We start from the raw sequence: 26,163 nt of genomic DNA, 5'->3' as shown, positions 1-26,163 counted from the left end.
AGTGATTGGATAGAGGCAGGAGAAAACTATGTTTGATAAGTTAGATGATATGTTGATTCACTATGAGGAACTGATGCTGATGCTGGGTGACCCGGCCGTGACCCAGGATACCAAGCGGTTCACCAGGCTGATGAAGGAGCAGGCTGATCTGGCCCCTATTGTGGATGTCTACAAACAATACAAGCAGGCAAAGCAGGATGTGGAGGACAGCCTTGCTCTTTTGGAGGAAGAAAGCGATGATGAGATGCGCGAGATGGCCAAGGAGGAATTGTCCGATGCCAAGAAGCGCATTGAGGACCTGGAGCATGAACTTAAGATCCTGCTGCTTCCAAAGGACCCTAATGATGATAAGAACATCATCCTGGAGATCCGCGCAGGGGCAGGCGGGGACGAAGCAGCACTGTTTGCGTCCGAGCTTTACCGCATGTATTCAGGGTATGCGGACAGCCAGAGATGGAAGGTGGAGATCGTCAGCCTGAATGAGAACGGGATCGGCGGTTTTAAGGAAGTGGTGGCCATGGTGACGGGAAAGGGCGCATATTCCAAGCTTAAGTATGAGTCCGGCGTACACCGTGTGCAGCGTGTGCCGGAGACTGAGTCCGGCGGCAGAATACACACCTCCACTGCAACGGTTGCCGTCATGCCTGAGGCGGAGGATGTGGATGTACAGATTGACATGAACGATATCCGTATCGATGTAATGAGGGCATCGGGCAATGGAGGACAGTGTGTAAATACCACGGACTCCGCGGTCCGTCTGACCCATATGCCCTCCGGCATTGTGATCTACAGCCAGACTGAAAAATCGCAGCTTCAGAACAAGGAAAAGGCCTTCCGCCTGCTCCGTTCCAAGCTGTATGACATTGAACTGGAGAAACGCCAGAGTTCAGAGGCGGAGGAGCGGCGCAGCCAGATCGGAACCGGCGACCGGTCCGAGAAGATACGTACCTATAACTTCCCGCAGGGCCGTGTCACGGACCATAGGATCAAGCTGACCTTGTATAAGATCGATTCCATTATGAACGGGGATATACAGGAGCTCCTGGATAACCTGATCGCGGCCGACCAGGCGGCGAAGCTGGCAAAGATGAACGAAAATTAGGAAGATACCATGAGCAGTTGTATCATCTGCAAATACAGATGCTGAGAGAAGAAAATAAAGTGCCCGAGATTGGTTTTAACAGCTGATATCGGGCACTTTTTATCCTTTCTGTCAATTGAGTCTTCCATGTTTTCAGGGTTCAGCTGACCGGCTCCGCCTTAAAATACTCCATGCAGAAATCTTTAAACAGACGTCCGGCATTGGACATGCGCCGTTTGGTGTCATAAGAAAGGCTGATGGTACGTTCCAGCACCGGGTGGATAAGAGGAATGCACACAATATCGCGGGGGAGCACGGATCCCAGGGTGATCTCAGGAATGATGGAGATACCTACCCCGTGCCGCATCAGGGCCTCATAGGTGGTGCCGTTGTCACATTCCGCAATGATATTGGGCCGGAATCCGGCTTTTAGGCAATAGAATTCCAGATCCTCCTTTCGGTTGGATGCCACAAAGGGATAGGAAGCAGCTTCCTTGAGATGGATGGAGGTCCGGGAGGCCAGGGGATGGTCTTTGTGGACGGCCAGCACAAAGCGCTCGGTCAGTATGGGGATGACGCAGTTGCCCGCCAGGGGAGTGTAGCTGTCATTGGCGGTAAAGCAAAAGTCGCAGTCATACATAAACAGGTGCTCGGCGCGGATATAGTTGCTCAGCTGCAGCTTGATATAGGGATAGCGCTGGTGAAAGGCAATATAAAACTCAGGCATATAGGAAGAGGCTGCCAGCACCAGGAGCTTGATATTGCCAAAGGGTTCGTTGGACAGCTCGCCCACCTCAGACACCGTGTCGTCAATGAGATTGATGCCCTGGTCGATTTTTTGGTAAAAGATCTCTCCTGCGCGGTTCAGGAAAATGGAGCGGTTACGCCGGTCAAACAAGGGGGTGCCCAGTTCCTTTTCCAGGGCAATGATCGTTTTGCTCAGGGCCGGCTGGGAGATCATCAGTTCGGCAGCCGCCTTTGTCATATTCTGATGTTTTGCCACCACACAGAAGTAGCGGAGCTGCAGCAGTTCCATAGTAATTCCTCCTTGTTTGAAGATCTATAACCTATAAGATATGAAAAACATAAATAAACATATATTAGACAGAATTATAAAAATAGTATATACTATTTTTCATAAAATGAAAAGTGGATTCCCGGAAGAGTTGCATTGAGGCAAGGCAGCCTTCCTTTTTTTGAATCCCGGAATTTTAGCTGTTTAAAGTGATAAAATAAGTGAGTGGAGGAGGAGAAAACATGAGTGTGGAGAATTTGCGGAGCGTAATGCACATTGATCCCCTGAAGGATGTGCTGTATTCCATACCGGACAGCGACAATCACGGGGACCTGCTGATTCGTCCCCAGGGTGGGAGAATGGTGAATGAGCTGGGAGATACGGTCTACATCAAGGATGCATTTGTTCCCTATCACGACCACGAGAAGGGCTATGAGACCTTTCTGATCGATGGGGGGTCTGCCGAGGTCTGTATCAACAAGAAGAAATGTATTATTGAGCGGGGTGACATCGTACATATCCGTCCTTATGTAAACCACGGATACCGCTACCTGGAGGAAAATACCATCTGGAGGGAGATGTTCCAGGACATGGACATGTATAACTGTGTGGAGGACAAACATGTGATCCGTACCTACAGCCCGCAGTACTGGGAGGATGAGGAATTCAAAGCCAGGAGATACACCCTGTTAGGAACCCTGTACAGGGAGGATCCTGTTCCGGAGCCGGCCGGCAAATATGACATTCCTGCCGTACGTCCAAGGGGATGGGCCATTGCGGGGTTCGACATGGAGGGGATCCGGCTGAACCTGAAGGTGGGACGCTGGGAGACGGACGGAGTAAAGGAAATCTGGGAACTCCTTCCCCAAAAGGGGCTTCAGATTGAGTGGAATTATCCATATGCGGGAAATGATGTGTATCTGGTTATGGAAGGTTCTGTCCACGTTCAGGCTGACGGCCATGATTTTGTGGCCAAAAAACGGGATGTTATCAATATCCCGCCTTACTACAAGCACACCCTCACCGTGCTGGAGGAGGGGACGCAGATTTATGCCTACAATGTACAGTCCTATCTGATGCATATCATGGAACGCCTCAACGCAGAGAAGAAGCGCTCTCCTGAAAACCTAAAGGACTGGGGCTATGTGGAGAAGATACTGCGTGAGAACAACTGCTGGATTACCGGGATACGGAAAATAACTGTGTAAAGGATGGAAGGGTATGTTCGATTATAAAATACATATAACGCCGGATGATTATATCCATGAACTGGAGGAAAAGGACTGTAAGGATTATCTTTTTATTGCTCCGGTGGGGGAGACGCTGAACAATGAGATGAGTGATGTGTATTATCAGGAAAATGCTTTTGTCCCTTACCATGAGCATAAGAAGGGGTATGAGACATTTGCCATTGACAGGGGCAGTGTGGAGGTTACCATCAATGGAAAGAGAGCCATAGCAGAGACAGGGGACATGATCCACATTGAGCCGTATATGTCCCATGGATTCCGCTTCCTGGAGGAGGGGACCATATGGCGGGAGCTGTTTTCAGGCATGAACATGTACGGAGGCATCCTGGAAAAGCAGCTCATAGACAGGAGCTATCCTGAAAAACTCCAGGATGATGCATTTATGGCAGAGTACCGTTTGAAGCACCATACCATGCGTCTGGGAGAGCCTGAACCGGAGGTGGTGCCAAAGGAGCAGCTGGCGCAGATCCGGCCCAAGGGAGGGAGCATTGCCAGGTTTGTGTTTGACGGCATTGTGTGCAACCAGAAGGTGGGCCGCCATGAGACGGGCGGGGAAAAGGAAGTCTGGGAATTTGTGATGGAAAAGGGGATCTGTGTGGAATGGGACAGCCCTCATCCTGATTGGGACCTGTATGTGGTGAAGGAAGGCCGCGTGGAAGTGACCGTGCTGGGCGGGACCTTTGTGGCAAATGCCCGTGATATCCTGCATTTTCCTCCATATACCAATTATTCCATGAAAATACTGGATCATGGAACCGTGGTCCATGCTTATAATGTAAAGGCACTGGGACTGCGCCTGGCAGAGATCGTGGAGAAAAAGCTGGAAGGACGTCAGGACCTGGTAAACAACTGGGAGGATGTCAGGGAAATATTCCGGCAGAATAACAGCTGCATCACAAAAATCAGCAGGGTTTAGGCGCGGGCCAAAAGCGTCTTAAACAGTTCCTGCTGTCAGCGAAAAGGGGAAGCCTGTATGGGAAAGTATGTTATAAAACGACTGTTGCTGCTGATACCCATTTTATTGGGCGTAAGCTTTATTATCTTTACAATCATGAATATGATTCCGGGGGATGTGGCTTCCCTGGTTCTGGGGGATAACGCCCCGCTGTCCGCCAGAGAGGAGCTGACCCGGGAACTGGGGCTTGATAAGCCCTTCTGGCTGCGGTATGTGGATTATGTGCTCAATGCCCTTCAGGGGAATTTCGGACTATCCTACCGCACCAGGACGCCTGTGTTTACCGAGATATTTTCCAGGTTTCCAACCACTATGAAGCTGGCCGCGGGTGCCATGCTTTTGTCCGTGGCCATTGGAGTGCCTCTTGGGATCTTATCCGCCGTAAAGCAGTATTCTGCCCTGGACGTTATCAATTCCGTCACAGCCATGTTCTTTTCATCCATTCCCGCCTTCTGGCTGGGCCTTTTGTCCATCCTGCTGTTTGCACTGAAGCTGGGGTGGCTGCCATCCAACGGAGCGGACTCGTTTAAGAGTTTTATCCTGCCCATTGTTACCCTGGCCCTGCCCGGGGCGGCGGAGATCCTGCGTCTGACCCGTTCCACCATGCTGGAAGTCATCCGCCAGGATTATATCCGTACCGCAAAGGCAAAGGGAGCCACCAGCATGGTGGTCATATGGAAGCATGCCCTGAAAAATGCGCTTTTGCCGGTCATCACAGTGGCAGGTATGCATTTCGGCGCGCTGTTGGGCGGTTCTGTGATCACAGAGTCCGTATTCGCCATGCCGGGAGTGGGGACACTGGCCATTGACGCGATCCGGAGCAAGGATACGCCGCAGGTAATGGCCGCCGTGCTGATGTTGGCCGCCCTGTTTTGTATCATCATGCTGATTGTGGATCTCCTTTATGCATTTATTGATCCGCGTATACGTTCAAGATACAGTAAGTGAGGGCAGAAGATATGAGTGGAAAAAGTGAAAAAACAGCTGTGAAGCGGAACAGTCCCGCCTATGAGATCTGGAAACGTTTTAAAAAGAATAAGGCAGCCATGCTGGGCCTTGCCATATTTTCCGTCATGGTGATCCTTGCCGTATTTGCGGATGTGATCTGCGACTATGACACCCAGGTGATCGCCCAGAATGTGGCCAACCGTCTGAAGCCGCCCAGCGCGGCCCACTGGTTTGGAACGGACGCCTACGGCCGGGATATCTTTGCCAGGGTAGTCCATGGGGCCAGGATCTCCATTGTCATCGGGCTGGCTGCCACGGTCGGCAGCGTCTGTATCAGCGGGATCCTGGGGTCGATCGCAGGCTATTACGGAGGCCGCGTGGACAATGTTATCATGCGTGTGCTGGATACCTTTCTGGCAATCCCGGGTGAGCTCCTGGCAATGGCCATTGTGGCTTCCCTGGGGCCCAGCATGACCAACCTGCTGATCGCCGTTACCATAGCAAGGATCCCTCCCTTTACCAGGGTGATCCGTTCCTCCATCCTGACCGTGATCGACCAGGATTACATAGAGGCAGCCATAGCCAGCGGGGCCAGGGATTCCTATATCATTGTAAAACACATCCTGCCCAATGCCATGGGCCCCATCATCATCCAGGCAACCATGGGCGTGGGAAGAATGATACTGACAGCCGCGGGAATGAGTTTTATCGGCATGGGCGTTCAGCCTCCCCTTCCGGAGTGGGGTTCCATGCTGGCAGAAGGGCGGGATTTTATGAGGTACTCCCCGTACATTACCCTGTTCCCCGGCCTGGCCATTATACTGACCTCCCTGGCGCTTAACCTATTGGGAGACGGACTGAGGGATGCGTTAGATCCCAAGCTTAAAAATTAAGGGGGGACAGGTATGTCAGATGCATTATTGGAGATCAAAGATTTAAACATTGTATATCAGACTGACGAGGAGACTGTCCATGCCGTAAACCGTATCAGCCTGACGGTACATACAAAGGAAACCCTGGGCCTGGTAGGTGAGACCGGGGCAGGAAAGACTACTACGGCCCTTGCCATTATGCGCCTCCTTCCGGAGCGTATTGGAAAGGTGGAGCAGGGACAGGTGCTTTTTGACGGGGAAAACCTGCTGGATCTAAAGGAGAGTGAGATGCTGTCCGTCCGCGGACAGAAGATCGCCATGATCTTCCAGGATCCTATGACCAGCCTGAATCCTGTGCTCACAGTGGAGGACCAGATCCTGGAAGTGCTTCAGTTCCATAACCACAACAACCTGAGCCGGGCAGAGATGGGAAAAAAGGTGGAGGAGATGCTGGAACTGGTGGGAATACCTGCTGCCAGGAAAAACTGCTATCCCCATGAATTTTCCGGAGGCATGAAGCAGAGGGTGGTGATTGCCATGGCCCTGGCCTGCAATCCCAGGCTGCTGATCGCAGATGAGCCCACCACGGCTCTGGATGTGACGATCCAGGCCCAGGTTCTGGGAATGATGGAGGAATTAAAGGAACGGTTCGGTACATCCATGCTGCTGATCACCCACGATCTGGGCGTGGTCGCCCAGACCTGCGACCGGGTTGCCATTATGTATGCGGGTGAGATCGTGGAGCATGGGACCATTGAGGATATATTCACGGGGAAGAGACACCATCCCTACACCCAGGGCCTGTTCGGCTCCATTCCCAGCATGACAGGGGATGCCAAACGCCTGAATCCCATTGCTGGGCTGATGCCTGATCCAACCAACCTGCCCCAGGGATGTAAGTTCCACACCAGATGTCCCCACTGCATGGAAGTCTGCAGGCACAGTCTGCCCCCGGTCTGCAAGGAGGGCACCCATGAGATCGCCTGCCATCTGTTTGTTGGTAAGGAGAATGTGACATCTGACGGAGAGGAGGTTATGCGCATATGAGCCGGAACAGCCAGAATACGCCTTTGATCGAGACAGTCCATTTGAAGAAATACTTTGATACAGGTTCCGGCGTGCTTCATGCAGTGGATGATGTGAACCTGACCATCAGCCCCCAGAAGACCCTGGGTGTGGTAGGGGAGTCGGGGTGCGGAAAATCCACCCTGGGCAGGACCATCCTCAGGCTCACACCGGCCACAGAGGGAAAGATACTGTATAATGGAAAGGATATCCTGTCCTGCAATCCCAACCAGCTGAGGGAACTGCGAAAGGAAATGCAGATTATTTTCCAGGACCCCTATTCCAGCCTGAATCCGCGTATGACGGTCAGCGAGCTGATCGCGGAACCCCTGGTGGTCAACCGGGTGATGAAGAATAAAGCGCAGCTTCGGGAAAGGGTGGCGGAGCTGATGGAGACGGTGGGCCTGGCCCCGCGCCTGGAAAGTGCCTACCCACACGAGCTGGACGGCGGAAGGCGTCAGAGGATCGGAATTGCCAGGGCCCTTTCCGTAAATCCCAAGTTTATTGTCTGTGATGAGCCGGTATCGGCCCTGGATGTGTCCATTCAGGCGCAGATCCTCAACCTGCTGATGGATCTCCAGGATAATATGGGCCTTACCTACATGTTTATTACCCATGACCTCTCAGTGGTGCGCCATATCTCTGATGAGATTGCGGTCATGTATCTGGGGCAGTGTGTGGAGCGGTGTGAGTCAAAGGAACTGTTTGACAACCCCATCCATCCCTATACAAAAGCGCTTCTAGATGCCATCCAGGTGCCTGACATCTCACTGAGGGGAAAGAGAAAACCCGTTATCCACGGGGAGGTAACAAGCCCCATTGATCCCAAACCGGGATGTCGTTTTGCAACCCGCTGTCCCCTTGCCACTGACGGATGCTGGGGCAGCCCGGTCCCGCTTCGAGAGGTGAGCGCAGGTCATTTTGTTGCCTGTAATCTTATATAGCAGTGAACTCCCGGAGTCTCCCCGGCGCTCATATCTGCGGCTGATTTCCCGCAGGCCGCACACGAATCGGATCAACGTACACACCGTGTACGCCTCATAAATATGGGGTACACAACACAAATAGGAGGAGAAGTTATGAAAAAGAAAATGTTGAACTGTGCCATTACAGCAGCAGTGCTGGCCTTAACCCTTACAGGATGCGGCGGACAAAAAAGCACGGATGCGCCCGCGTCCTCTGAAAAGACACAGACAGCGGCATCCGGGGAAACCAAGGATTCCCTGACCATTGCGCTGACCAATGAACCCACAACCCTGGATCCACAGCTGGCAGCAGACTCCATCGGAGGCATGATCATCCTCAACCTTCATGATCCGCTGGTGCGCAGGGACGCGGAGGGCAACGTGGTGCCAGGACTGGCGGACTCATGGGATGTGGCGGAGGACGGTTTGTCCATCACCTTCCATCTGCATGAGGGCGTGAAGTTCCAGGACGGTTCCGCCCTGACAGCGGAGGACGTGGCGTTTTCCCTGAACAGGGCCATTGACAAGCCCCAGTCTGAGCTGTACACATCCTTTATGGACAGCGCTGAGGTTGTGGACGAAAACACGGTAAAAGTGAATTTAAAGTATAAGGAGCTGGCAGCGCTCCAGTATCTGACCCAGACTAACAGCGCCATTGTATCAAAGGCATATGTGGAATCTGTGGGTGATGAGAACTACGCTGCAAAGCCAAGCGGAAGCGGTCCATACAAGCTGGTGGAATGGCAGAAGGGAAGCAAGATCATCCTGGAGTCCAACGAGGACTACTATAAGGGTGCGCCGGCCATCAAACACATTGAACTGCGTGTGCTCAAGGAAGCCACCACTGCCATGGTTGCCCTGGAGAGCGGGGATGTGGATCTGGTGCACAATATAGGAGGGCTGGATGTAATGACCGTACAGTCCAACGATAAACTGGGATACCAGGAGACCAACGGCACATCAATCTGGAATCTTGCATTTAATGTAAACGCAGAGCCTTTTAATGACGTAAAGGTGAGAAAAGCCCTGGCTATGTCTGTAAAGCGCGATGATATCATAGCAGGCGCAATGGACGGCGCAGGAATGCCGGCAGAGATCATTCTCACTGACCAGACCACTCCCAACCCGGGCGCGGATACCATTGATACGCCCAAGTATGACCCGGAAGGCGCCAAGGCCCTCCTGGCAGAGGCAGGATATCCCAATGGATTTAAGACCACTATCTCTGTGAGGGAAGATTACACCAAGAAGATCGCCAGCATTGTACAGAGCGAGTGGAAAGAGATCGGCGTGGATGCCGAGATCCAGGTTATGGAACGCGCAGCACTGCTGTCTGATATCAAGGCCGGAAAGCTGGGGTGCTATACGGTTGGGAATGTAAGCATGACCCTGGATTCCACCTTCCTTCTGGGAACATTGTCAACTGACAATATCCCGGATTCCAACATGACATTCTACTCCAATCCCGAGTATGACAAACTGGTGGAACAGCAGGCCAATACAGATGACCCGGATCAGCGTTTGGATCTGATCAGGCAGGCTTTGGACATAGAGGCAGAGGACGTGCCCAGGATCAACCTGTTCTATATGGTGTCCAATATTGCCTACAACAAGGATTTAAACTGCAAGGTATGCCCTGCCATGGAAAGCTACAACTGGTCTGAATTTTCCTGGAATTAAACAGAAACCCGGAATGGTCTCAGCAACCATTTTGGACCTTTTATCAGATGCCTGTATTCCTCTGAGGAGTATGGGCATCTTTTTCTGCGCAGGATGGACCCCGGCTGCATTTTGCCGCGAAGGTTGAATCCCGGCTGCATTTTGGGTATACTGAGGGTAATGTCCCATAAAAAAATTATATGAAAATTTGTCTTTGTCTGTAACGAATCCGGGGGCCGTGACACTAATTAACAGAAGGAGGAAATACATATATGGATTCCATGGAAGAAATCTATTTAAAGCACGGAAAAATGATATATGGTTTTCTCTTGACCCGGACACAGGATCCCGATCTGGCGGAGGAGCTGACCCAGGAGACATTTTACCAGGCGGTAAAGAATATTGGTACCTACAAAGGGAAAAGCAGCGTATCCACCTGGCTTTGCGGCATTGCCAGGAACCTGTGGTATGAGCATTTGCGGAAGCAGAAAAAGCATGTGCCCCTGGAGGAGGCAGCAGAGATACCTGTGGATTCTGCTGAAAAGCAGATGTTCCATTCCTGGGACAGCATCCAGATCCTGAGGCTGGTGCATGGGCTGGAGAATCCCATGCGGGAGGTGATGTATCTCAGGCTGGTGGGAAACCTTACATTCGGTCAGATTGGGGAGATTATGGAGAAAAGTGAGAACTGGGCAAGGGTGACCTATTACCGCGGAAAAGAGCGGGTAATGAAGGAGGCGGAAAAATTATGAACCATAAGATACCATGTGAAGTCATAAGGGATTTGCTGCCTTTGTATGCGGATGGGCTGACCAGTGAGGCAAGCGGGCAGGAGATCAGGGAACACCTGGAGCAATGCGGGGAGTGCAGGGAAATGTACCAGCGCATGAAAAAGGATGTGGAAGGAGAAGGCCGGTCCGCCAAGGAGGAGGGGCAGATCGATTACCTGAAAAAGGTAAGGAGGAGAAACGTAAGGAGTGTGCTGGCAGGAGCCGCGGCCGTATTCCTCCTCACTGTCTCTGTGCTGTTTGTAAAACTGTTTATCATTGGGCTTCCTGCGGATTCCTACATGATCACTTACACCAATGTTAATCATGATCGGGTGCAGGTTGGAGGCGTATTCTATAATTCGGCCTCTGTATACAGCCGCTATAAGGTGGTCTCAGGGGCGGACGGAAAGGATAGGCTGGTAATCTATGCATGCCTGGCATCCCCATGGAACAGGAGCGGGTCCTTTAACCTGGATTTAAAGCTTCCCCAGCCGGGCAGGCAGATGGATATCAACGGCATCACTGTGAAGGGGGACGGTACGGTTGTGAGCCGCCTTGCCAATGATCTGTACGCGGCCAGGAATCCCTATGTGGGGAACATGTCGGCCAATGGAAAACTCGCCGGGCTTCTGGGCATAGGAAAGGAACTGGGAAGCTTTAAAAATGAGCTTCAGACAACAAAAGAGCCCTATGGATGGACCATGAAGTTTGAGGACAGCACATCCAATTCCGCTGTGATGGAAGAAAAGATGCGGGCATATTCCTGTGTGCTCATAGCCCTGACCGGGAATCTGGGGCAGGTTGACTGGACGTACACCGTGGAACTGGAAAGCGGACCCGCCAAGCGCTGCGGCACCATCACGGAGAAGGAGTGTTCCCAGTACGCCGGCGCGCCTGTTAAGTCCTTTGGAGACAGCCCTGAGAAGGTGCAGGAACTTCTGGACCTGATGGGGATCGGGGAGTGAGTGAACAGGCCGGAGGGGGATTTAACGGCCGAATCCGCACAAAAGGCTTGAATAAAAATTAGCAATACTATATAATAATATTATTATAGATGTTGCGGAGGCCGAAATGACAGAAAAGGCAAAGAAGATAACGCTGGATGATATTGCAGCGGAGACAAAGCTTTCAAAGTTTTCAGTGTCGCGGGCAATAGCCGGTAAAAGCGGTGTAAGCAAGGAGACCAGGAAACAGGTGCTGGATGCCTGTGAGCGTTTGGGTTATGTGAGAAAGAAGGCGCAGAACAGCGGTAAAAAGTATGTTTTATTCATTATACCTAAATATGATGCCCAGGATACGGGGTTTTGGATGAAGGTGATGCTGGGGGTGGAGAATGCTCTGGCCCTTATCGGATATTCCCTGCATTTAAAGGTTACATCCGATGTGGAGGACAGCCTGGTGGAGCAGGAGGCGGAGGAAGCGGCAGGGATACTGTTTGCAGGATACAAGAGCCTGTCTTTTGTGGAAAAGGCAGCGGTTTATGACCGGCCTATGATGATCCTGACATACCCTCCCTATAACTTATTTCCCTATGACACCATGCATTTTGCGGACCGGGAGGGCGCCTTCTGCCTGTGCGAACGTCTGATCCGGATGGGCCATACGAGGATCGGCTATTACGGTTCCCTGGAACGGCCGTCCATGAAAAAACGGTTTGACGGAGTCAAGGAGGCAGCTGCCCAGTACGGGGTGGTAATATCCAATATCTGGGATAAAGAAAACTACTTTGAATCCAGTGACCTGGTGCATGAGCTGCAGGATCTAAAAAACAATGGAAGCCTGCCGTCCCTCATTATATGCAGCACGGATACATATGCCCAGTCGCTGATATTCCTGCTGAATAAAATGGGGATTGAAGTGCCTGAGGATGTGTCAGTGACCGGATTTAATAATGATCTGGATGATCATCTTCCCATTCCTCTGACCAGCGTTGGTTTTAACAAAAGAGAGTATGGCAGACTGGTGGTCCATTATCTTATGGACAGGATTGAGAACCCCGGGCTGGCTGTGAGAAGGATTTCCATTGTTCCGCAGCTGGTGCTGGGAGCGACCACAAAGGCAGTTGACTGAGCCGGCTATATCAAGCCCCCTTATCGATCGTAAGAGATTGGTAAGGGGGCTTTTTTGTTAGTCTAACAACTGGAACCTAACATAGATAAAATTAGGTTGTATATTAAATTGACATAGGTTGATTATGATGCTAATATTATTGTATAAAAATAAAAAATTAGCTAATTTTTCCCTGCGAGGAGAGGTGCTTTATGGCAAAAATTCCTTTGTTGGAAATAAAAGGATTAAGGAAGTCATTTAACGGAGTCGAAGTCCTTCACTCAGTGGATCTGACACTGGAGAAAGGAAAAGTAACTGCATTAGTCGGAGAGAATGGAGCGGGAAAATCAACCTTGATGAAGATTCTTATGGGAGAGTACCATGCGGATGCCGGTGAGGTCTTTCTGGAGGGGGAGAAGGTGGTGTTTTCCAATCCCCACCAGGCATTGTCAAGGGGAATATCCATGATCTTTCAGGAAATGTCCCCGTTTCCGGAACTTACGGTGGCGGAGAACATGTACGTGGGGCGGGAGCCTCACAAATTTATCTTTATCAGAAAAAAGGAACAGCGGAAAATGGCGGAAGCCCTGCTGGAACGGCTGGGGATCCATTTAGACCTGGACCGCAAGGTAAAGGACCTTACGGTTTCGGAAATGCAGCTGTTGGAAATAGCCAAAGCCATCTCATATGATTCCAAGATTGTGATCATGGACGAGCCCACCTCGGCGCTGACCGACTCGGAGGTCAGGATTTTATTTGCCACCATCTCAAACCTGAAAAAACATGGTGTGGCAATGGTGTATATTACCCATAAGCTGGATGAACTGGTACAGGTTGCGGACACGGTCTGTGTACTGCGGGACGGCAATATCATCAGTTCCCGCCCGATCCATGAAGTGGAGCAGAATGTCATGATCAGTGAAATGGTGGGGAGGAAGATAGAAAACATATATCCCAGGGTGGAAAAGCAGATCGGGGATGTTGTTTTTGAAGTAAGGGGGCTGGAACGCAGGGGAGAATTCCACGATATAAGTTTTACCATCCGCAAGGGTGAGATACTTGGGCTGGCCGGCATGGTGGGGGCGGGGAGAACCGAGGTAGTGTCCTCCATATTTGGGATCAATCCTTATACAAAGGGAAAAGTCCTGTTAAATGGAGAGGAGATCCATATCAGGTGTCCGCGGGATGCCATGAGATATCATTTCGCATTCATACCCGAGGACCGTGCACGTGACGGACTGAATCTTGTGGGGTCAATCCGATCCAATATGTGCCTGACCATCTTAAAGGGAGTCAGCCGATGCAGGGGGATATTTCCGGATAGTAAGGGGGAACGGGATTGTACGGCAAGGATGATCGAGCAGATGAATATTAAGTCCAACAGCCAGGAACAGCCGGTCAATTCCCTGTCGGGAGGGAACCAACAGAAGATCGTGGTTGCAAAATGGCTTTTGACACAGCCTGATATTGTGTTTTTGGATGAACCCACAAGGGGAATCGATGTGGGAGCTAAATTTGAGATCTATCAGCTGATCCAGGAACTGGCAAAGGAGGGGAAGGCGGTTCTGATGATATCATCGGAGATGCCGGAACTCCTGGGCATGTGTGACAGGATCGTGGTTCTTAAGGAGGGGCGCCTTGCTGGGGAGCTGCTTGCGCAGGATGCCACACAGGAAAATATTATGGCCGCCATTGTAAAAGAATAATGTCTGAGGAGCGAGGTTATGTTGAAATCGAAAGATAAGAAGCCGGATATTAAAAAAATTGTTTCAAAAATGGGAATTGTGTTTGTGTTGATCGCACTGATCATACTATGGTCCAGTCTGTCCCAGTCCTTTTTCACTGTAAATAATCTGCTTTTGATCATTAAGCAGGTCAGCTTATACAGTATCCTGTGTGTGGGAATGACCATCGTGCTGGTCACAGGGGGAATCGACCTTTCCATTGGATCTATTGTAGCGCTGTCCGCGGTATTTGCAGCCCGCTATTGCTCGGGTGATCATCTTAATATGCCCCTGTATATACCTATTATAATCGCCGTTTTGATCGGCACTGCATGCGGGGTCATCAACGGACTGGGAGTTGCCTATGCAAAGATTCCCCCGTTTATCATGACCATGTGCATGATGCTTGCGGCCAGAGGAGCTGCTTATGTGTACACCAACGCAAAGGCGATCTTTAATCTCAATGAAAGGTTTGTCAATATATCAAACGGTTTTTTGGGAAGGACCTATAATGCGGACGGGATCATAGATAATTATGGAATCCCCTACATGGTTTTTTATTTTGCAGGAGCTGTGATCATCGGAGTATTGATCCTTCATTTTACCACATATGGGCGTAGGATTTATGCGTTGGGAGGCAATAAATCCGCGGCAAGGTACTCGGGTATCAACACGCAGCTCATAGAATGCTCCGCCTATGCGATCAGCGGACTGTGCGCCGGAATCTGCGGCTTTCTGATGGCAAGCCGTATTTCCTCAGGCAATGCCAATTCCGCCAGCGGCTATGAGATGACCGTTATCTCCGCCGCAGTGATCGGAGGCGTTTCACTTTCCGGAGGAGTAGGCACCATGTACGGGGCAATGGTGGGCGTGCTGATCGTGGGTGTTATCAGCAACGGAATGGATATCCTGGGAATTAACACATACTTTCAGCAGATTCTGCAGGCAGTCATCATATTCGTTGCCGTATATATTGATGTGCGTGTAAATGGAAAAAAGAAATAAAAAGCAAAGTGTACTCTGGAAGATTCCAGAAGTACACCAAAATAAAAGGAGGAAAAAGATGAAAAAATTATTAGCAGTGGCAATGGCGGCAACTATGGTGCTTGGCCTGGCGGGGTGCGGTCAGAAGAATGAACCGGCTCCTGCAGCGCAGGCATCAACTGCAAAGGAGACATCAGAGGAAAAGGTTACAAAACCAGAGGAAACCACAGCAGGTGAATCAGCTCAAACGGAAAAAAGCGATGGAAGCCTGGGAAAAATCTTGTTTCTTCAGACACACAACAACAATTCCTTTATGTCATATATGGGGGAGGTCTTTGTGGAGGTTGCCAACGAAAACGGATTTGAGTGTGATCACCTTACCGCTGATTCCGATGAGGCAAAGCAGCTGTCCCAGATCGAGCAGGGAATTGCCAGCAAGGAATATGTGGGCATTGTGTGCGACTGTACAGGTGAGGGCGTGACCCTGGGATTTAAAGAGGCCAAGGAAGCCGGTATGTTTGTTATGACGTTACATGAAGGAGTGGAAGATAATACATATGTTGACTGTGTAGTGGCCTGCAGCCTGGCCCAGACCGGATATGAAGCCATCAGCCTGGAAGTAAAAGAACTGGGAGAAGCTTTTAACCTGGCAATTGTAAACGGCTCGGAAGGACATGGCGCAACCGTGGCGATCCGCAAGGGGTATGACAAGGCACTGGCAGAGTATCCCAATATCAATGTGGTGTTTGACGGAGCAGGCAACTGGAACGCAGAGGATGCCATGGCATTGACAGAAACCTGGTTTTCATCAGGGACCAAGATTGATGGCGTGGTGTGTATGAATGATGGTATGGCTACTGGTGTACGGCAGGTTATGAAGGACAACGGAGTGCTTGGAACCCTGCCCATTTATTCAAATGACTGTGAGCTGGATACGCTGGATGCGATCGAAGCAGGTGAACAGAGAGGTTCCTTTGATATGAACGCGCAGTCACAGTGTGAGGCGGCAGTGGAGGCAATGAAGACCCTGGTAACAGGCGGAACATTGAAGGAAAAGGAAATCTATGTGGATCCGCTGCTGGTAACAAAGGAAAACCTTCAGGAATACCGCGAGAGCCATGGCGGGAATTATTAATACCAAATAGGACAAACAGCATGAAAAAGACGATCTTGATGTTGGGGACATTTGACTCCAAGGGAAAGGAATTTGATTATCTGTACCGGGAACTTGAGAGAAGGGGAGCGGACATAATTGCCATGGATGTGGGTATATTTGAACCTGTGGGTTCGTTCCCTGTCCGGATAGCAGCGCAGGAGGTAGCTCTTGCAGGGGGTGTGCCCCTGGAAGAACTGAGGAAAAAGGGGGACCGCGGCTGGGCCATGAAGATCATGTGCCTTGGCGCCCGTAAGATCGCGGTGGGATTGGAGGCGGAACATTCCATCCAGGGTGTGATCGGTATGGGGGGAGGCGGAGGAACATCCATTGCAGCCACAGCCATGCAGGGCCTTCCATTGGGGTTCCCCAAGGTGTGTATTACTACACTGGCGTCAGGGGATACAAGGGAGTATGTGGGTACCAAGGACATTGTGCTGTTCCCGTCCATTGTGGATATCTGCGGGCTGAACCGTTTTTCCAGGATGATCATATCAAGGGCAGCCGGAGCGGTCTGGGGGATGATGCAGTATGATTTTATACCGGATGGGAACGATAAACCCATTATCTGTATTTCTATGTTTGGAAATACCACTGCCTGTGTGGAAAAATGTGCTGCCCGTTTGGAAGAAGCCGGGTATGCGCCCATCATCTTCCATGCCACGGGCAGCGGCGGGCGTTCCATGGAGGAACTGATTATGGGCGGGCACTGCGCCGCATGTCTGGATATCACCACCACGGAATGGGCGGATGAGATCTGCCATGGAATTCTGTCCGCAGGGCCCCAGCGTCTGGATGGCCCAGCAGCTGCCGGGATTCCCCATGTGATCGCTCCGGGATGTCTTGACATGGTCAATTTCGGATGCCGGGACACTGTCCCTGAAACATACATAAAAGCAAAACGCATATTTTATGAGTGGAATCCTATGGTAACCCTTATGAGAACCGATAAAAAGGAAAATGCGGCCCTGGGGAAAATACTTGCGGAAAAGGCCAATAAGTCTGACTCCCCTGTTGCCTTTATCCTTCCTCTGAAAGGTGTATCCATACTGGACGGAGAGGGGGAGGCGTTTTGCGATTGGGAAGCAGACCGGGTTTTGTTTGATGCGATCCAACGCAGTGTACATAAAGACATTCCTGTTGTTAAGGTGGATGCCAATATCAATGATGATTTGTTCGCTGAGCAGGCAGTTAAGCTGCTGCTTAAGATCATGGATCATAATAAAACTGATTAAGGAAAGGAAGTAAAATAGTATGATAATTAGACGAGAGGAAATACTTCGCAGGCTTCGCCGAAATATCAGTGAAGGGCGCCCCATTATTGGCACAGGGGCAGGTACGGGAATCAGCGCCAAATTTGAGGAGGCAGGAGGAACGGATTTAATTATCGTATATAACTCCGGGCGGTACCGCATGGCGGGCAGGGGGTCAAGTGCCGGATTGCTGGCTTATGGGGACGCCAACCAGATTGTAATGGACATGGCGGGGGAGATACTTCCAGTGGTTAAAGACACACCGGTCCTGGCGGGAGTTAATGGAACGGACCCGTTTAAGGATATGACCTGCTTCTTGAAAAAAGTACGGGATGTGGGTTATTCAGGGGTCCAAAATTTCCCCACAGTAGGCTTGTTTGAGGGAAGGATGAGACAGACCTTTGAGGAGACTGGGATGAGCTACAACCTAGAGGTAGAAATGATTCGTATTGCCCACGAAATGGATTTATTTACAACGCCATATGCATTTAACCCTGATGAGGCGGTCAGGATGGCAAAGGCCGGTGCGGATGTGATCGTAGCACACTGCGGCTGTACGGTGGGCGGCTCCATTGGGGCCGAGTCCATTATGGATCTGGATATTGCGGTAAAGACCGTACAGGAAATACATGATGCTGCAACATCTGAGCGCAGCGATGTCATAGTCCTCTGTCATGGAGGGCCGATTTCCAGTCCCGAGGATGCCAAATATGTCCTGACCCACACAAAGGGGGTCCATGGCTTTTACGGCGCGTCCAGTGCGGAGCGTCTGCCGGTGGAAGTGGCCATCAAGGGTCATATTGAGAAGTTTAAAGAGATTACTTTTTGATTGAAAACCGGTTAACCGGACAGAGGAGGCGCTTTGCCCTTAAAAGGGAAAGCGCCTCTTTTTGTGGAGGAAGGCTGCCGCCTTACAATTTTATGAATAAATTTGCAGTGTTACATAAAACGGGGTATAATCCTTTGGAAATGAGATACTATACAGTGATGATCCCGAGAACTGTTTGAAGGGATATGGACAAAGGAGAAAGAAAATGAGGAGAAAAGTTGCAGTTTTACTTACAGCGGTGTGCATGCTTTTTACAGCGTGCTCACCTTCAACGGCCGGCGGGGACAGATTGGCCCGGACCACAGAGGAGGATCAGGCAAATGACGCCGCCGCAGCAAATAACACGGAGGAACCGTCCGCTGAGAACCGGGCCGATGCCGCTGCGGCCGATGACACTGACAAAATGTTCAGGATCTCAGGTATTCACGAAACGGATGCCAGGGATATGTTCAGGAAGTTTGTTGGCCATATAACTGCGGACGAAAAGGAGGAGGCCAGCGCTATGATCCGTTTCCCCAGAAAGATCGTGTTCCCTGACAGGGAGATAGAGGTACAGGATGCAGAACAGTTTCTGGATTACTATGACCAGGTGTTTACGGAAGACTTCAAGGAACGGCTGTCCAGGGATTTGGATGGCGAGCTGTTTGGCAATTACATGGGAGTTGCCCTGGGGAACGGTGAGGTGTGGCTGATGTCCTCTGAGGGTACGATCCGGGTGGAGACCATTAACAATGGCGGGGAGTGCAGTGTCCTCTATCCGGGGGAGCCGGGAGTACAGCCGGAATGACCGGGATGGAATAATATTAAGTCTTCCTGAATAATAACGAAATATTTATCAGTTTATTTGAAAAAATAAAGATAGTATGGTATATTGGACAAAGAAAAATAGAGCGAATGAGGTATGGGCACTGCTCATAGCGAAGGAGGAAAAATGAAAGGGATTATACTCGCCGGAGGAAGCGGGACACGTTTGTATCCTCTGACCAAGGTAACCTCGAAGCAGCTGCTTCCAATTTATGATAAACCAATGATCTATTATCCGCTGTCAGTTCTTATGAACGCAGGGATCAGGGATATCCTGATCATCTCCACTCCGGATGATACACCGCGTTTTGAGGCGCTGCTGGGGGACGGGCATCAGTTTGGCATTCGTTTGTGCTATGCGGTGCAGCCCAGCCCGGACGGACTGGCTCAGGCATTTATCATCGGGGAAGAGTTTATTGGCGGCGATTCTGTGGCCATGGTACTTGGGGACAATATTTTCCATGGACAGGGGCTTACAAAGCGACTGCGTGCGGCCGCGGCTAAAGAGACAGGGGCAACTGTGTTCGGTTATTATGTGGACGACCCTGAGCGGTTTGGCATTGTGGAGTTTGACAAGGACGGAAAGGCTGTGTCCATTGAGGAGAAACCCGCCCGGCCAAAATCCAATTACTGTGTGACCGGCCTTTATTTTTATGACAACCGGGTGGTGGAGTATGCCAGGAACTTAAAGCCTTCAGCCAGAGGTGAGCTGGAGATCACGGACCTGAACCGCATTTACCTGGAAAACGGAGAGCTGGATGTGATCCTGCTGGGCCAGGGCTTTACCTGGCTGGATACGGGAACCCATGAATCCCTGGTGGAGGCCACCAATTTTGTGAAGACAGTGGAAACCCACCAGCACCGCAAGATCGCCTGTCTGGAGGAGATCGGATATCTCAGGGGCTGGATCACCAGGGAACAGGTAATGGAAACCTATGAGGTCCTTAAAAAGAATCAGTATGGAAAATATTTAAAGGATGTTCTGGATGGCAAATATGTGGATAAGATCCATCCCCAGGATATCTAAAGGGACGGACGATCCAAAGCGTTCGCAACAAGGAGGAAGCATAAGATGAAGATCATCGTAACCGGCGGTGCCGGTTTTATTGGAAGTAACTTTGTACACCATATGGTGAACCGGTACCCGGATTACCAGATCATCAACCTGGACTTGCTGACTTATGCAGGTAATCTGGAGAACTTAAAGCCGGTAGAGGACAAGCCTAACTACAAGTTTGTAAAGGGTGATATTGCCGACAGGAAGTTTATCTTTGACCTGTTTGAAAAGGAAAAGCCGGATGTGATCGTTAACTTTGCGGCGGAAAGCCATGTGGACCGCTCCATTACGGATCCCGAGAGCTTTGTAAGGACCAATGTTATGGGAACCACCACACTGTTGGACGCATGCCGCACCTATGGCATTAAGCGTTATCACCAGGTGTCCACTGATGAGGTGTACGGCGACCTGCCTTTGGACAGGCCAGACCTTTTCTTTACCGAGGAAACGCCTCTTCACACATCCAGTCCCTATTCCTCATCCAAGGCCGGTGCCGACCTGTTTGTGCTGGCTTACCACAGGACCTATGGACTGCCGGTGACTGTTTCGCGCTGCTCCAATAACTACGGCCCTTATCATTTTCCGGAAAAGCTGATCCCTCTTATTATCAGCCGTGCCCTGGCGGATGAGGAGCTTCCGGTATACGGCACCGGCGAAAATGTAAGGGACTGGCTTCATGTGGCGGACCACTGTGAGGCCATAGACCTTGTGATCCATAAGGGACGGGAAGGTGAAGTATATAATATCGGCGGACATAATGAGCGCACCAACCTGGAAGTGGTCAAGACCATACTGAGGGCTCTGGACAAACCGGAGAGCCTGATCAAGTTTGTCACGGACCGTCCGGGACATGACATGCGTTATGCTATTGACCCAACTAAGATCGAGACAGAGCTGGGCTGGAAGCCGAACTATAATTTCGATACAGGAATTGATCAGACCATAAAATGGTATCTTGAGAACCAGGAATGGTGGAAGAATATTTTAAGCGGTGAGTACAGCAATTACTTTGATAAGATGTACGGCAGCCGCCTGTAAAGCTGTGCAGAACTGTGTAAAACTACGCAGAACCGTGCAGAAACTGTATTGTTGGAATAGTTACCAATATAGTTGAATGTTGTGGATGTGGCTGACGGAGGACATGAACGCCCGGGAAAGATTTCCCAAAGGGCGTACCGGTTTTCTGCCAGCCTTTATTAAGAACGGAGGGAATTGTATTATGAAAGTTCTTGTAACAGGTGTAAAAGGGCAGCTGGGATATGATGTGATGAACGAACTGGCTTCACGGGGGATTGAAGGCATTGGCGTGGACGTGGAGGAGATGGATATCACTGACAAGAAAGCCTGTGAAACCGTGATTTCCGATGTAAAACCAGACGCAGTTATCCACTGCGCAGCATATACTGCAGTAGATGCTGCTGAAGATAACCTGGAGCTGTGCCGCAGGGTCAACGCTGAGGGGACCCGCAATATCGCCAAGGTTTGCAAGGCACTGGACATCAAGATGATGTATATCAGCACGGATTATGTGTTTAACGGTGGCGGTGAGCGCCCGTGGGAGCCGGATGACCACAGGGAACCGCTCAATGTCTATGGCCTGACCAAGTACGAGGGTGAGATCAGCGTGGAGCAGAACGTGTCCAAATACTTTATTGTGAGGATCGCCTGGGTATTTGGGGTTAACGGTAAGAATTTCATTAAGACAATGCTGCGCCTGGGGAAAGAAAAGGGTGCGGTAAGCGTGGTGGACGATCAGGTGGGTTCCCCTACCTATACCTATGATCTGGCCCGCCTTCTGGTGGATATGATACAGACAGACCGCTATGGCCGTTATCATGCCACCAATGAAGGGATGTGCAGCTGGTATGAATTTGCCTGCGAGATCTTCCGCCAGGCCGGTATGGACCGGGTGAAGGTGACGCCCGTGGACTCGTCCGGATTCCCGGCCAAGGCAAAGCGCCCTCAGAACAGCCGTATGAGCAAAGAAAAACTGACGGAAAATGGATTTGACAGGCTGCCGGCCTGGCAGGATGCCCTGGGCCGTTACCTGGAGACTTTAAAAGAGAATGGTATGATGTAGTACCGTAATTTATATAAGACAGTGCCGGGGGAATATGACAGCAGCCAAAAAAGAGACAGGGAGGAATTAAGAATCAATGGGTAAATATTTTGGTACGGACGGTTTCCGCGGGGAAGCCAATGTGGATTTGACAGTGGAACATGCCTACAAAGTGGGCCGTTTTCTTGGATGGTATTATGGACAGAAGACTCCGGATGAGAGATGCCGGGTCGTCATCGGAAAGGATACCAGACGAAGCAGTTATATGTTTGAGTATTCCCTGGTTGCAGGCCTTACGGCTTCCGGCGCAGATGTGTATCTGCTCCATGTGACCACAACCCCCAGCGTGTCCTATGTGGTGCGCACCGAAGGTTTTAACTGCGGCATTATGATCTCCGCCAGCCACAATCCATTTTATGACAACGGTATAAAAGTTATCAATGAAAAGGGTGAAAAGCTGGAGGAATCAGTAATCCTGGAAATCGAAAAATATCTGGACGGGGAGATGGGCGAGATCCCTCTGGCCAGGAAGGAAAATATTGGCCGCACCGTGGATTTTGCCGCAGGCCGCAACCGCTATATCGGCTACCTGATCTCCATTGCCACCCGTTCCTTTAAGAATATGAAGGTGGCCCTGGACTGTGCCAACGGCAGCGCCTCCGCCATTGCTAAGAATGTATTTGATGCATTGGGCGCAGAGACCCACGTGATGAACAATGAGCCCAACGGCCTGAATATAAACACGGACTGCGGTTCCACCCACATCCAGTATCTCCAGAAGTTTGTGACAGACAACAAATGCGACCTGGGATTTGCCTATGACGGTGACGCGGACAGATGCATTGCAGTGGATGCCATGGGAAATGTGGTGGACGGCGATGTGATCATGTACATCTGCGGTAAGTATATGAAAGAGCAGGGAACCTTGTTTGACAATACGGTGGTCACCACCATTATGTCCAATTTCGGCCTTTATAAGGCATTTGAAAGGGAAGGCATCTCCTATGTGAAGACAGCTGTGGGCGACAAGTATGTGTATGAAAACATGGCGGCTACAGGCAACTGCCTGGGCGGAGAGCAGTCCGGACATATCATTTTCAGCAAACATGCCACCACAGGTGACGGGATCCTTACATCTCTGAAGGTGATGGAGGTAGTACTGGAGAAAAAGCAGCCTCTGGATAAGCTGGCGTCAGAGGTTGAGATCTATCCTCAGGTACTTAAAAACGTGCGTGTAAAGGATAAAAAGGAGGCCCAGGATGACGGGGCTGTCCAGGCAGAGGTTGCCAGGGTGGCTGAAAGTCTGGGCACTGACGGCAGGATCCTTCTGCGCCAGTCCGGTACGGAACCGGTGGTGCGCGTTATGGTGGAGGCCCCGGCTCTGGATCTATGTGAAAAATATGTGGACCAGGTCATTGACGTGATGAAGGGCCAGGGACATTGTGTGTAAGGATACGGACTTGATATGGGCTGTGGCAGTCTGCTGTTTTAGCGCGGGCTGCGGCAGCCTTTTTAAGCCCAACTCCCTGAATATGGTGGAAAACAGCATCTATTTATAAAACAGAGGAATGAAAGGTATAACTATTGAGAATAGCAGAGAAATGTATCTGTATTGTCAGATATTTTGAAATATGCTATAATAAGTTAACGTTGCGAAAAAGAACAGCGATTTTAAAAGTAAAGGAATGATGTGAAGTGGGGCTGAATCAGTAAGAGTAGTACTGTTCATCGTCCGCCGTTACGGCGTAATTGAGCGACTGCCCGGTACGGGCTGAGGAAGAATACCGTAGGATTGGCATGCTGCAATTAAACTGATGAACAGAATGGAGGAAATGTTATGTTAAATTATAAGAGATATAAGAGAGTCCCTGTTGTAGAGTTTCCGGAGCGCACCTGGCCGGGCAAGGAGATTATGAAGGCGCCGGTATGGTGCAGTGTTGACCTGAGGGACGGAAACCAGGCCCTGGTAGAGCCCATGGTGGTGGAAGAGAAGGTGGAGATGTTTAATCTTCTTGTGAAACTGGGCTTTAAGGAGATCGAAGTGGGCTTTCCCGCTGCTTCGCAGATTGAATATGACTTTTTACGCACACTGGTTGAGCGCAAGCTGATCCCGGATGATGTGCAGATACAGGTTCTTGTACAGTGCCGTGAACACCTGATCAAGAGGACGTTTGAGGCATTGGATGGAATTAAGAAGGCGATCGTACATATTTATAATTCCACCTCCACCTTACAGAGGGATGTGGTATTCCACAAGGACAGGGAAGACATAAAGGATATTGCTGTGATCGGCACCAAGATGGTCCAGCGGTATGCGGCTGAGTGCGACACCCAGATCCGCCTGGAGTATTCTCCTGAGAGCTTTACTGGCACGGAACTGGAATTTGCCCTTGATATCTGTACGGCTGTTCAGGAAACCTGGGGCGCCACCAAGGAGAATCCCATTATCATCAATCTTCCGTCCACGGTTGAGATGACAACTCCCAATGTGTATGCGGACCAGATCGAATGGATGAATACACATTTTAAGAACAGGGAAAGCATTATCTTAAGCGTACATCCCCATAATGACCGCGGAGAGGGTGTTGCGTCCACGGAACTTGCCCTTTTGGCAGGAGCGGACCGTGTGGAAGGAACTCTGTTCGGTAACGGAGAGCGCACCGGTAATGTAGATATCCTGACTGTTGCCTATAATATGTTTTCACAGGGCATTAACCCTGAACTTAATATTGAGAATATCCGTGAGATCGCAGAGATCTATGAGCGCTGTACCAAGATGGATATTCCGCCCAGACATCCCTATGCGGGCAAGCTGGTGTTTACTGCATTTTCCGGTTCCCATCAGGATGCCATCAACAAGGGCATGCAGGCTCTTCACGAGAGGAACGGGGAGTACTGGGAGGTGCCTTACCTTCCCATCGATCCCAGCGATATCGGCAGGGAGTACGAGCCCATTGTACGAATCAACAGCCAGTCCGGCAAGGGCGGCGTAGCTTTTGTAATGGATACCTTCTATGGCTTCAAGCTTCCAAAGGGTATGCACAAGGAGTTTGCGGATGTGATCCAGAAGATTTCCGAGCAGCAGGGTGAGGTTGCGCCTGAGCAGATCATGGAGGAATTCAAGAAAAGTTATCTGGATCGCAAGGAACCAATGCATTTCAGGAAATGCCGTATTACAGATACAGAGACAGGGGATGGCGAGTTTGCAACACTGGCTAAGGTCACCTATATGGATCATGGTATTGAGAAGACCTTTGAGGGCGTTGGAAACGGACCCATCGATGCGGTTCAAAGAGGTATGGAGGATGCCCTTGGCATCCAGATCAAGGTTTTGGACTACAGCGAGCATGCACTGGCATCCGGTTCCGGGGCAGAGGCTGCTTCCTATATCCATCTGGTAGACCAGACCACTGGCAAGGCCACTTATGGCGTTGGCATCAGTTCCAATATCACAAGGGCCTCCATCCGCGGCATATTCAGCGCCGTGAACAGATTATTCTATTAAATACAGGACCAGCTACAGGATCAGACATAGGAATTGAGGTCAGGGGACCGGTATCTCCCAGGGGAGGCCGGCCCTCTTTTTTGTAATTTTCCTTTTCATACAGGGTAATTGCTGGTACAATAATAAAATCAGCTAAATTTGGAATACGAACATAGAATAGGAGACT

General features: G+C 50.5%; 23 protein-coding genes. 22 read left to right on the top strand and 1 reads right to left on the bottom strand.

What is annotated here, in order from left to right:
- Window positions 1–28 precede the first annotated feature (28 nt).
- On the top strand, window positions 29–1,102 hold the full coding sequence (prfA, locus tag CLFS41_RS22915) for a peptide chain release factor 1 (protein WP_045093562.1): 1,074 nt from the start codon (window positions 29–31) through the stop codon (window positions 1,100–1,102).
- A gap of 139 nt (window positions 1,103–1,241) precedes the next feature.
- Here prfA and CLFS41_RS22910 read toward each other — a convergent pair whose 3' ends face one another.
- Window positions 1,242–2,117, bottom strand: a complete 876-nt coding sequence (locus tag CLFS41_RS22910) for a LysR family transcriptional regulator (protein ID WP_007866060.1) — start codon at window positions 2,115–2,117, stop codon at window positions 1,242–1,244.
- 221 nt (window positions 2,118–2,338) lie between these two features.
- Here CLFS41_RS22910 and CLFS41_RS22905 point away from each other — a divergent pair, with 221 nt between their 5' ends.
- From CLFS41_RS22905 to leuA, 21 genes are all read left to right on the top strand, one after another.
- The gene (locus tag CLFS41_RS22905) at window positions 2,339–3,304 is read left to right on the top strand and encodes a hypothetical protein (RefSeq protein WP_007866063.1); all 966 of its coding nucleotides are present in this window, start codon (window positions 2,339–2,341) and stop codon (window positions 3,302–3,304) included.
- 13 nt (window positions 3,305–3,317) lie between these two features.
- A complete protein-coding gene (locus CLFS41_RS22900) occupies window positions 3,318–4,262 on the top strand; it encodes a cupin domain-containing protein (RefSeq protein WP_007866065.1) in 945 nt (314 codons plus the stop codon).
- Between the two features lie 57 nt (window positions 4,263–4,319).
- A complete protein-coding gene (locus CLFS41_RS22895) occupies window positions 4,320–5,249 on the top strand; it encodes an ABC transporter permease (RefSeq protein WP_007866068.1) in 930 nt (309 codons plus the stop codon).
- An 11-nt stretch (window positions 5,250–5,260) separates the two neighbouring features.
- Window positions 5,261–6,142: an ABC transporter permease gene (locus CLFS41_RS22890; RefSeq protein WP_007866070.1), complete on the top strand. Its 882-nt coding sequence runs from the start codon at window positions 5,261–5,263 to the stop codon at window positions 6,140–6,142.
- A gap of 12 nt (window positions 6,143–6,154) precedes the next feature.
- Window positions 6,155–7,168 carry an ABC transporter ATP-binding protein gene (locus CLFS41_RS22885; RefSeq protein WP_045093561.1) on the top strand — a complete coding sequence of 338 codons (1,014 nt, stop codon included), beginning with the start codon at window positions 6,155–6,157 and terminating at the stop codon, window positions 7,166–7,168.
- Complete coding sequence (locus CLFS41_RS22880) at window positions 7,165–8,130, top strand: oligopeptide/dipeptide ABC transporter ATP-binding protein (protein ID WP_007866074.1); 966 nt, start codon at window positions 7,165–7,167, stop codon at window positions 8,128–8,130. The genes CLFS41_RS22885 and CLFS41_RS22880 overlap by 4 nt, the downstream gene beginning before the upstream one ends.
- Window positions 8,131–8,265: 135 nt before the next feature.
- Window positions 8,266–9,831 carry an ABC transporter substrate-binding protein gene (locus tag CLFS41_RS22875; RefSeq protein ID WP_007866889.1) on the top strand — a complete coding sequence of 522 codons (1,566 nt, stop codon included), beginning with the start codon at window positions 8,266–8,268 and terminating at the stop codon, window positions 9,829–9,831.
- Window positions 9,832–10,082: 251 nt separating this feature from the next.
- Window positions 10,083–10,562, top strand: coding sequence for an RNA polymerase sigma factor (locus CLFS41_RS22870; RefSeq protein WP_007866888.1), 480 nt, complete (start codon window positions 10,083–10,085; stop codon window positions 10,560–10,562).
- Window positions 10,559–11,545 (top strand): DUF4825 domain-containing protein, encoded by a 987-nt coding sequence (locus tag CLFS41_RS22865; RefSeq protein WP_007866886.1) that lies wholly within the window; start codon window positions 10,559–10,561, stop codon window positions 11,543–11,545. The genes CLFS41_RS22870 and CLFS41_RS22865 overlap by 4 nt, the downstream gene beginning before the upstream one ends.
- Window positions 11,546–11,651: 106 nt before the next feature.
- Window positions 11,652–12,650, top strand: coding sequence for a LacI family DNA-binding transcriptional regulator (locus tag CLFS41_RS22860; protein ID WP_007866884.1), 999 nt, complete (start codon window positions 11,652–11,654; stop codon window positions 12,648–12,650).
- A gap of 191 nt (window positions 12,651–12,841) precedes the next feature.
- Window positions 12,842–14,335: a sugar ABC transporter ATP-binding protein gene (locus tag CLFS41_RS22855; protein WP_045093560.1), complete on the top strand. Its 1,494-nt coding sequence runs from the start codon at window positions 12,842–12,844 to the stop codon at window positions 14,333–14,335.
- 18 nt (window positions 14,336–14,353) lie between these two features.
- On the top strand, window positions 14,354–15,358 hold the full coding sequence (locus tag CLFS41_RS22850; RefSeq protein WP_007866878.1) for an ABC transporter permease: 1,005 nt from the start codon (window positions 14,354–14,356) through the stop codon (window positions 15,356–15,358).
- A gap of 58 nt (window positions 15,359–15,416) precedes the next feature.
- Entirely contained in the window at window positions 15,417–16,472 is a 1,056-nt protein-coding gene (locus CLFS41_RS22845; RefSeq protein ID WP_007866876.1) for a substrate-binding domain-containing protein, read from the top strand.
- Between the two features lie 20 nt (window positions 16,473–16,492).
- Entirely contained in the window at window positions 16,493–17,725 is a 1,233-nt protein-coding gene (locus CLFS41_RS22840) for a Tm-1-like ATP-binding domain-containing protein (RefSeq protein WP_045093559.1), read from the top strand.
- A gap of 19 nt (window positions 17,726–17,744) precedes the next feature.
- Window positions 17,745–18,572, top strand: coding sequence for a phosphoenolpyruvate hydrolase family protein (locus tag CLFS41_RS22835; protein ID WP_007866869.1), 828 nt, complete (start codon window positions 17,745–17,747; stop codon window positions 18,570–18,572).
- Window positions 18,573–18,777: 205 nt separating this feature from the next.
- Window positions 18,778–19,359, top strand: coding sequence for a hypothetical protein (locus tag CLFS41_RS22825; RefSeq protein WP_045093558.1), 582 nt, complete (start codon window positions 18,778–18,780; stop codon window positions 19,357–19,359).
- A 144-nt stretch (window positions 19,360–19,503) separates the two neighbouring features.
- Window positions 19,504–20,403 (top strand): glucose-1-phosphate thymidylyltransferase RfbA, encoded by a 900-nt coding sequence (gene rfbA, locus CLFS41_RS22820; RefSeq protein WP_045093557.1) that lies wholly within the window; start codon window positions 19,504–19,506, stop codon window positions 20,401–20,403.
- A 45-nt stretch (window positions 20,404–20,448) separates the two neighbouring features.
- Window positions 20,449–21,471 (top strand): dTDP-glucose 4,6-dehydratase, encoded by a 1,023-nt coding sequence (gene rfbB / locus CLFS41_RS22815; RefSeq protein WP_045093556.1) that lies wholly within the window; start codon window positions 20,449–20,451, stop codon window positions 21,469–21,471.
- A 181-nt stretch (window positions 21,472–21,652) separates the two neighbouring features.
- Window positions 21,653–22,513: a dTDP-4-dehydrorhamnose reductase gene (gene rfbD, locus CLFS41_RS22810; protein ID WP_045093687.1), complete on the top strand. Its 861-nt coding sequence runs from the start codon at window positions 21,653–21,655 to the stop codon at window positions 22,511–22,513.
- 76 nt (window positions 22,514–22,589) lie between these two features.
- On the top strand, window positions 22,590–23,942 hold the full coding sequence (gene glmM, locus CLFS41_RS22805) for a phosphoglucosamine mutase (protein WP_007866856.1): 1,353 nt from the start codon (window positions 22,590–22,592) through the stop codon (window positions 23,940–23,942).
- 387 nt (window positions 23,943–24,329) lie between these two features.
- A complete protein-coding gene (gene leuA / locus CLFS41_RS22800) occupies window positions 24,330–25,997 on the top strand; it encodes a 2-isopropylmalate synthase (RefSeq protein ID WP_045093555.1) in 1,668 nt (555 codons plus the stop codon).
- The last annotated feature ends 166 nt before the right edge of the window (window positions 25,998–26,163 follow it).

It is taken from the genome of Clostridium sp. FS41 (assembly GCF_000954015.1).
Lineage (GTDB): Bacteria > Bacillota > Clostridia > Lachnospirales > Lachnospiraceae > Enterocloster > Enterocloster citroniae.
The sequence above is the reverse complement of the archived record's forward strand: the minus strand, read 5'-3'. Positions and strand labels throughout refer to the sequence as shown.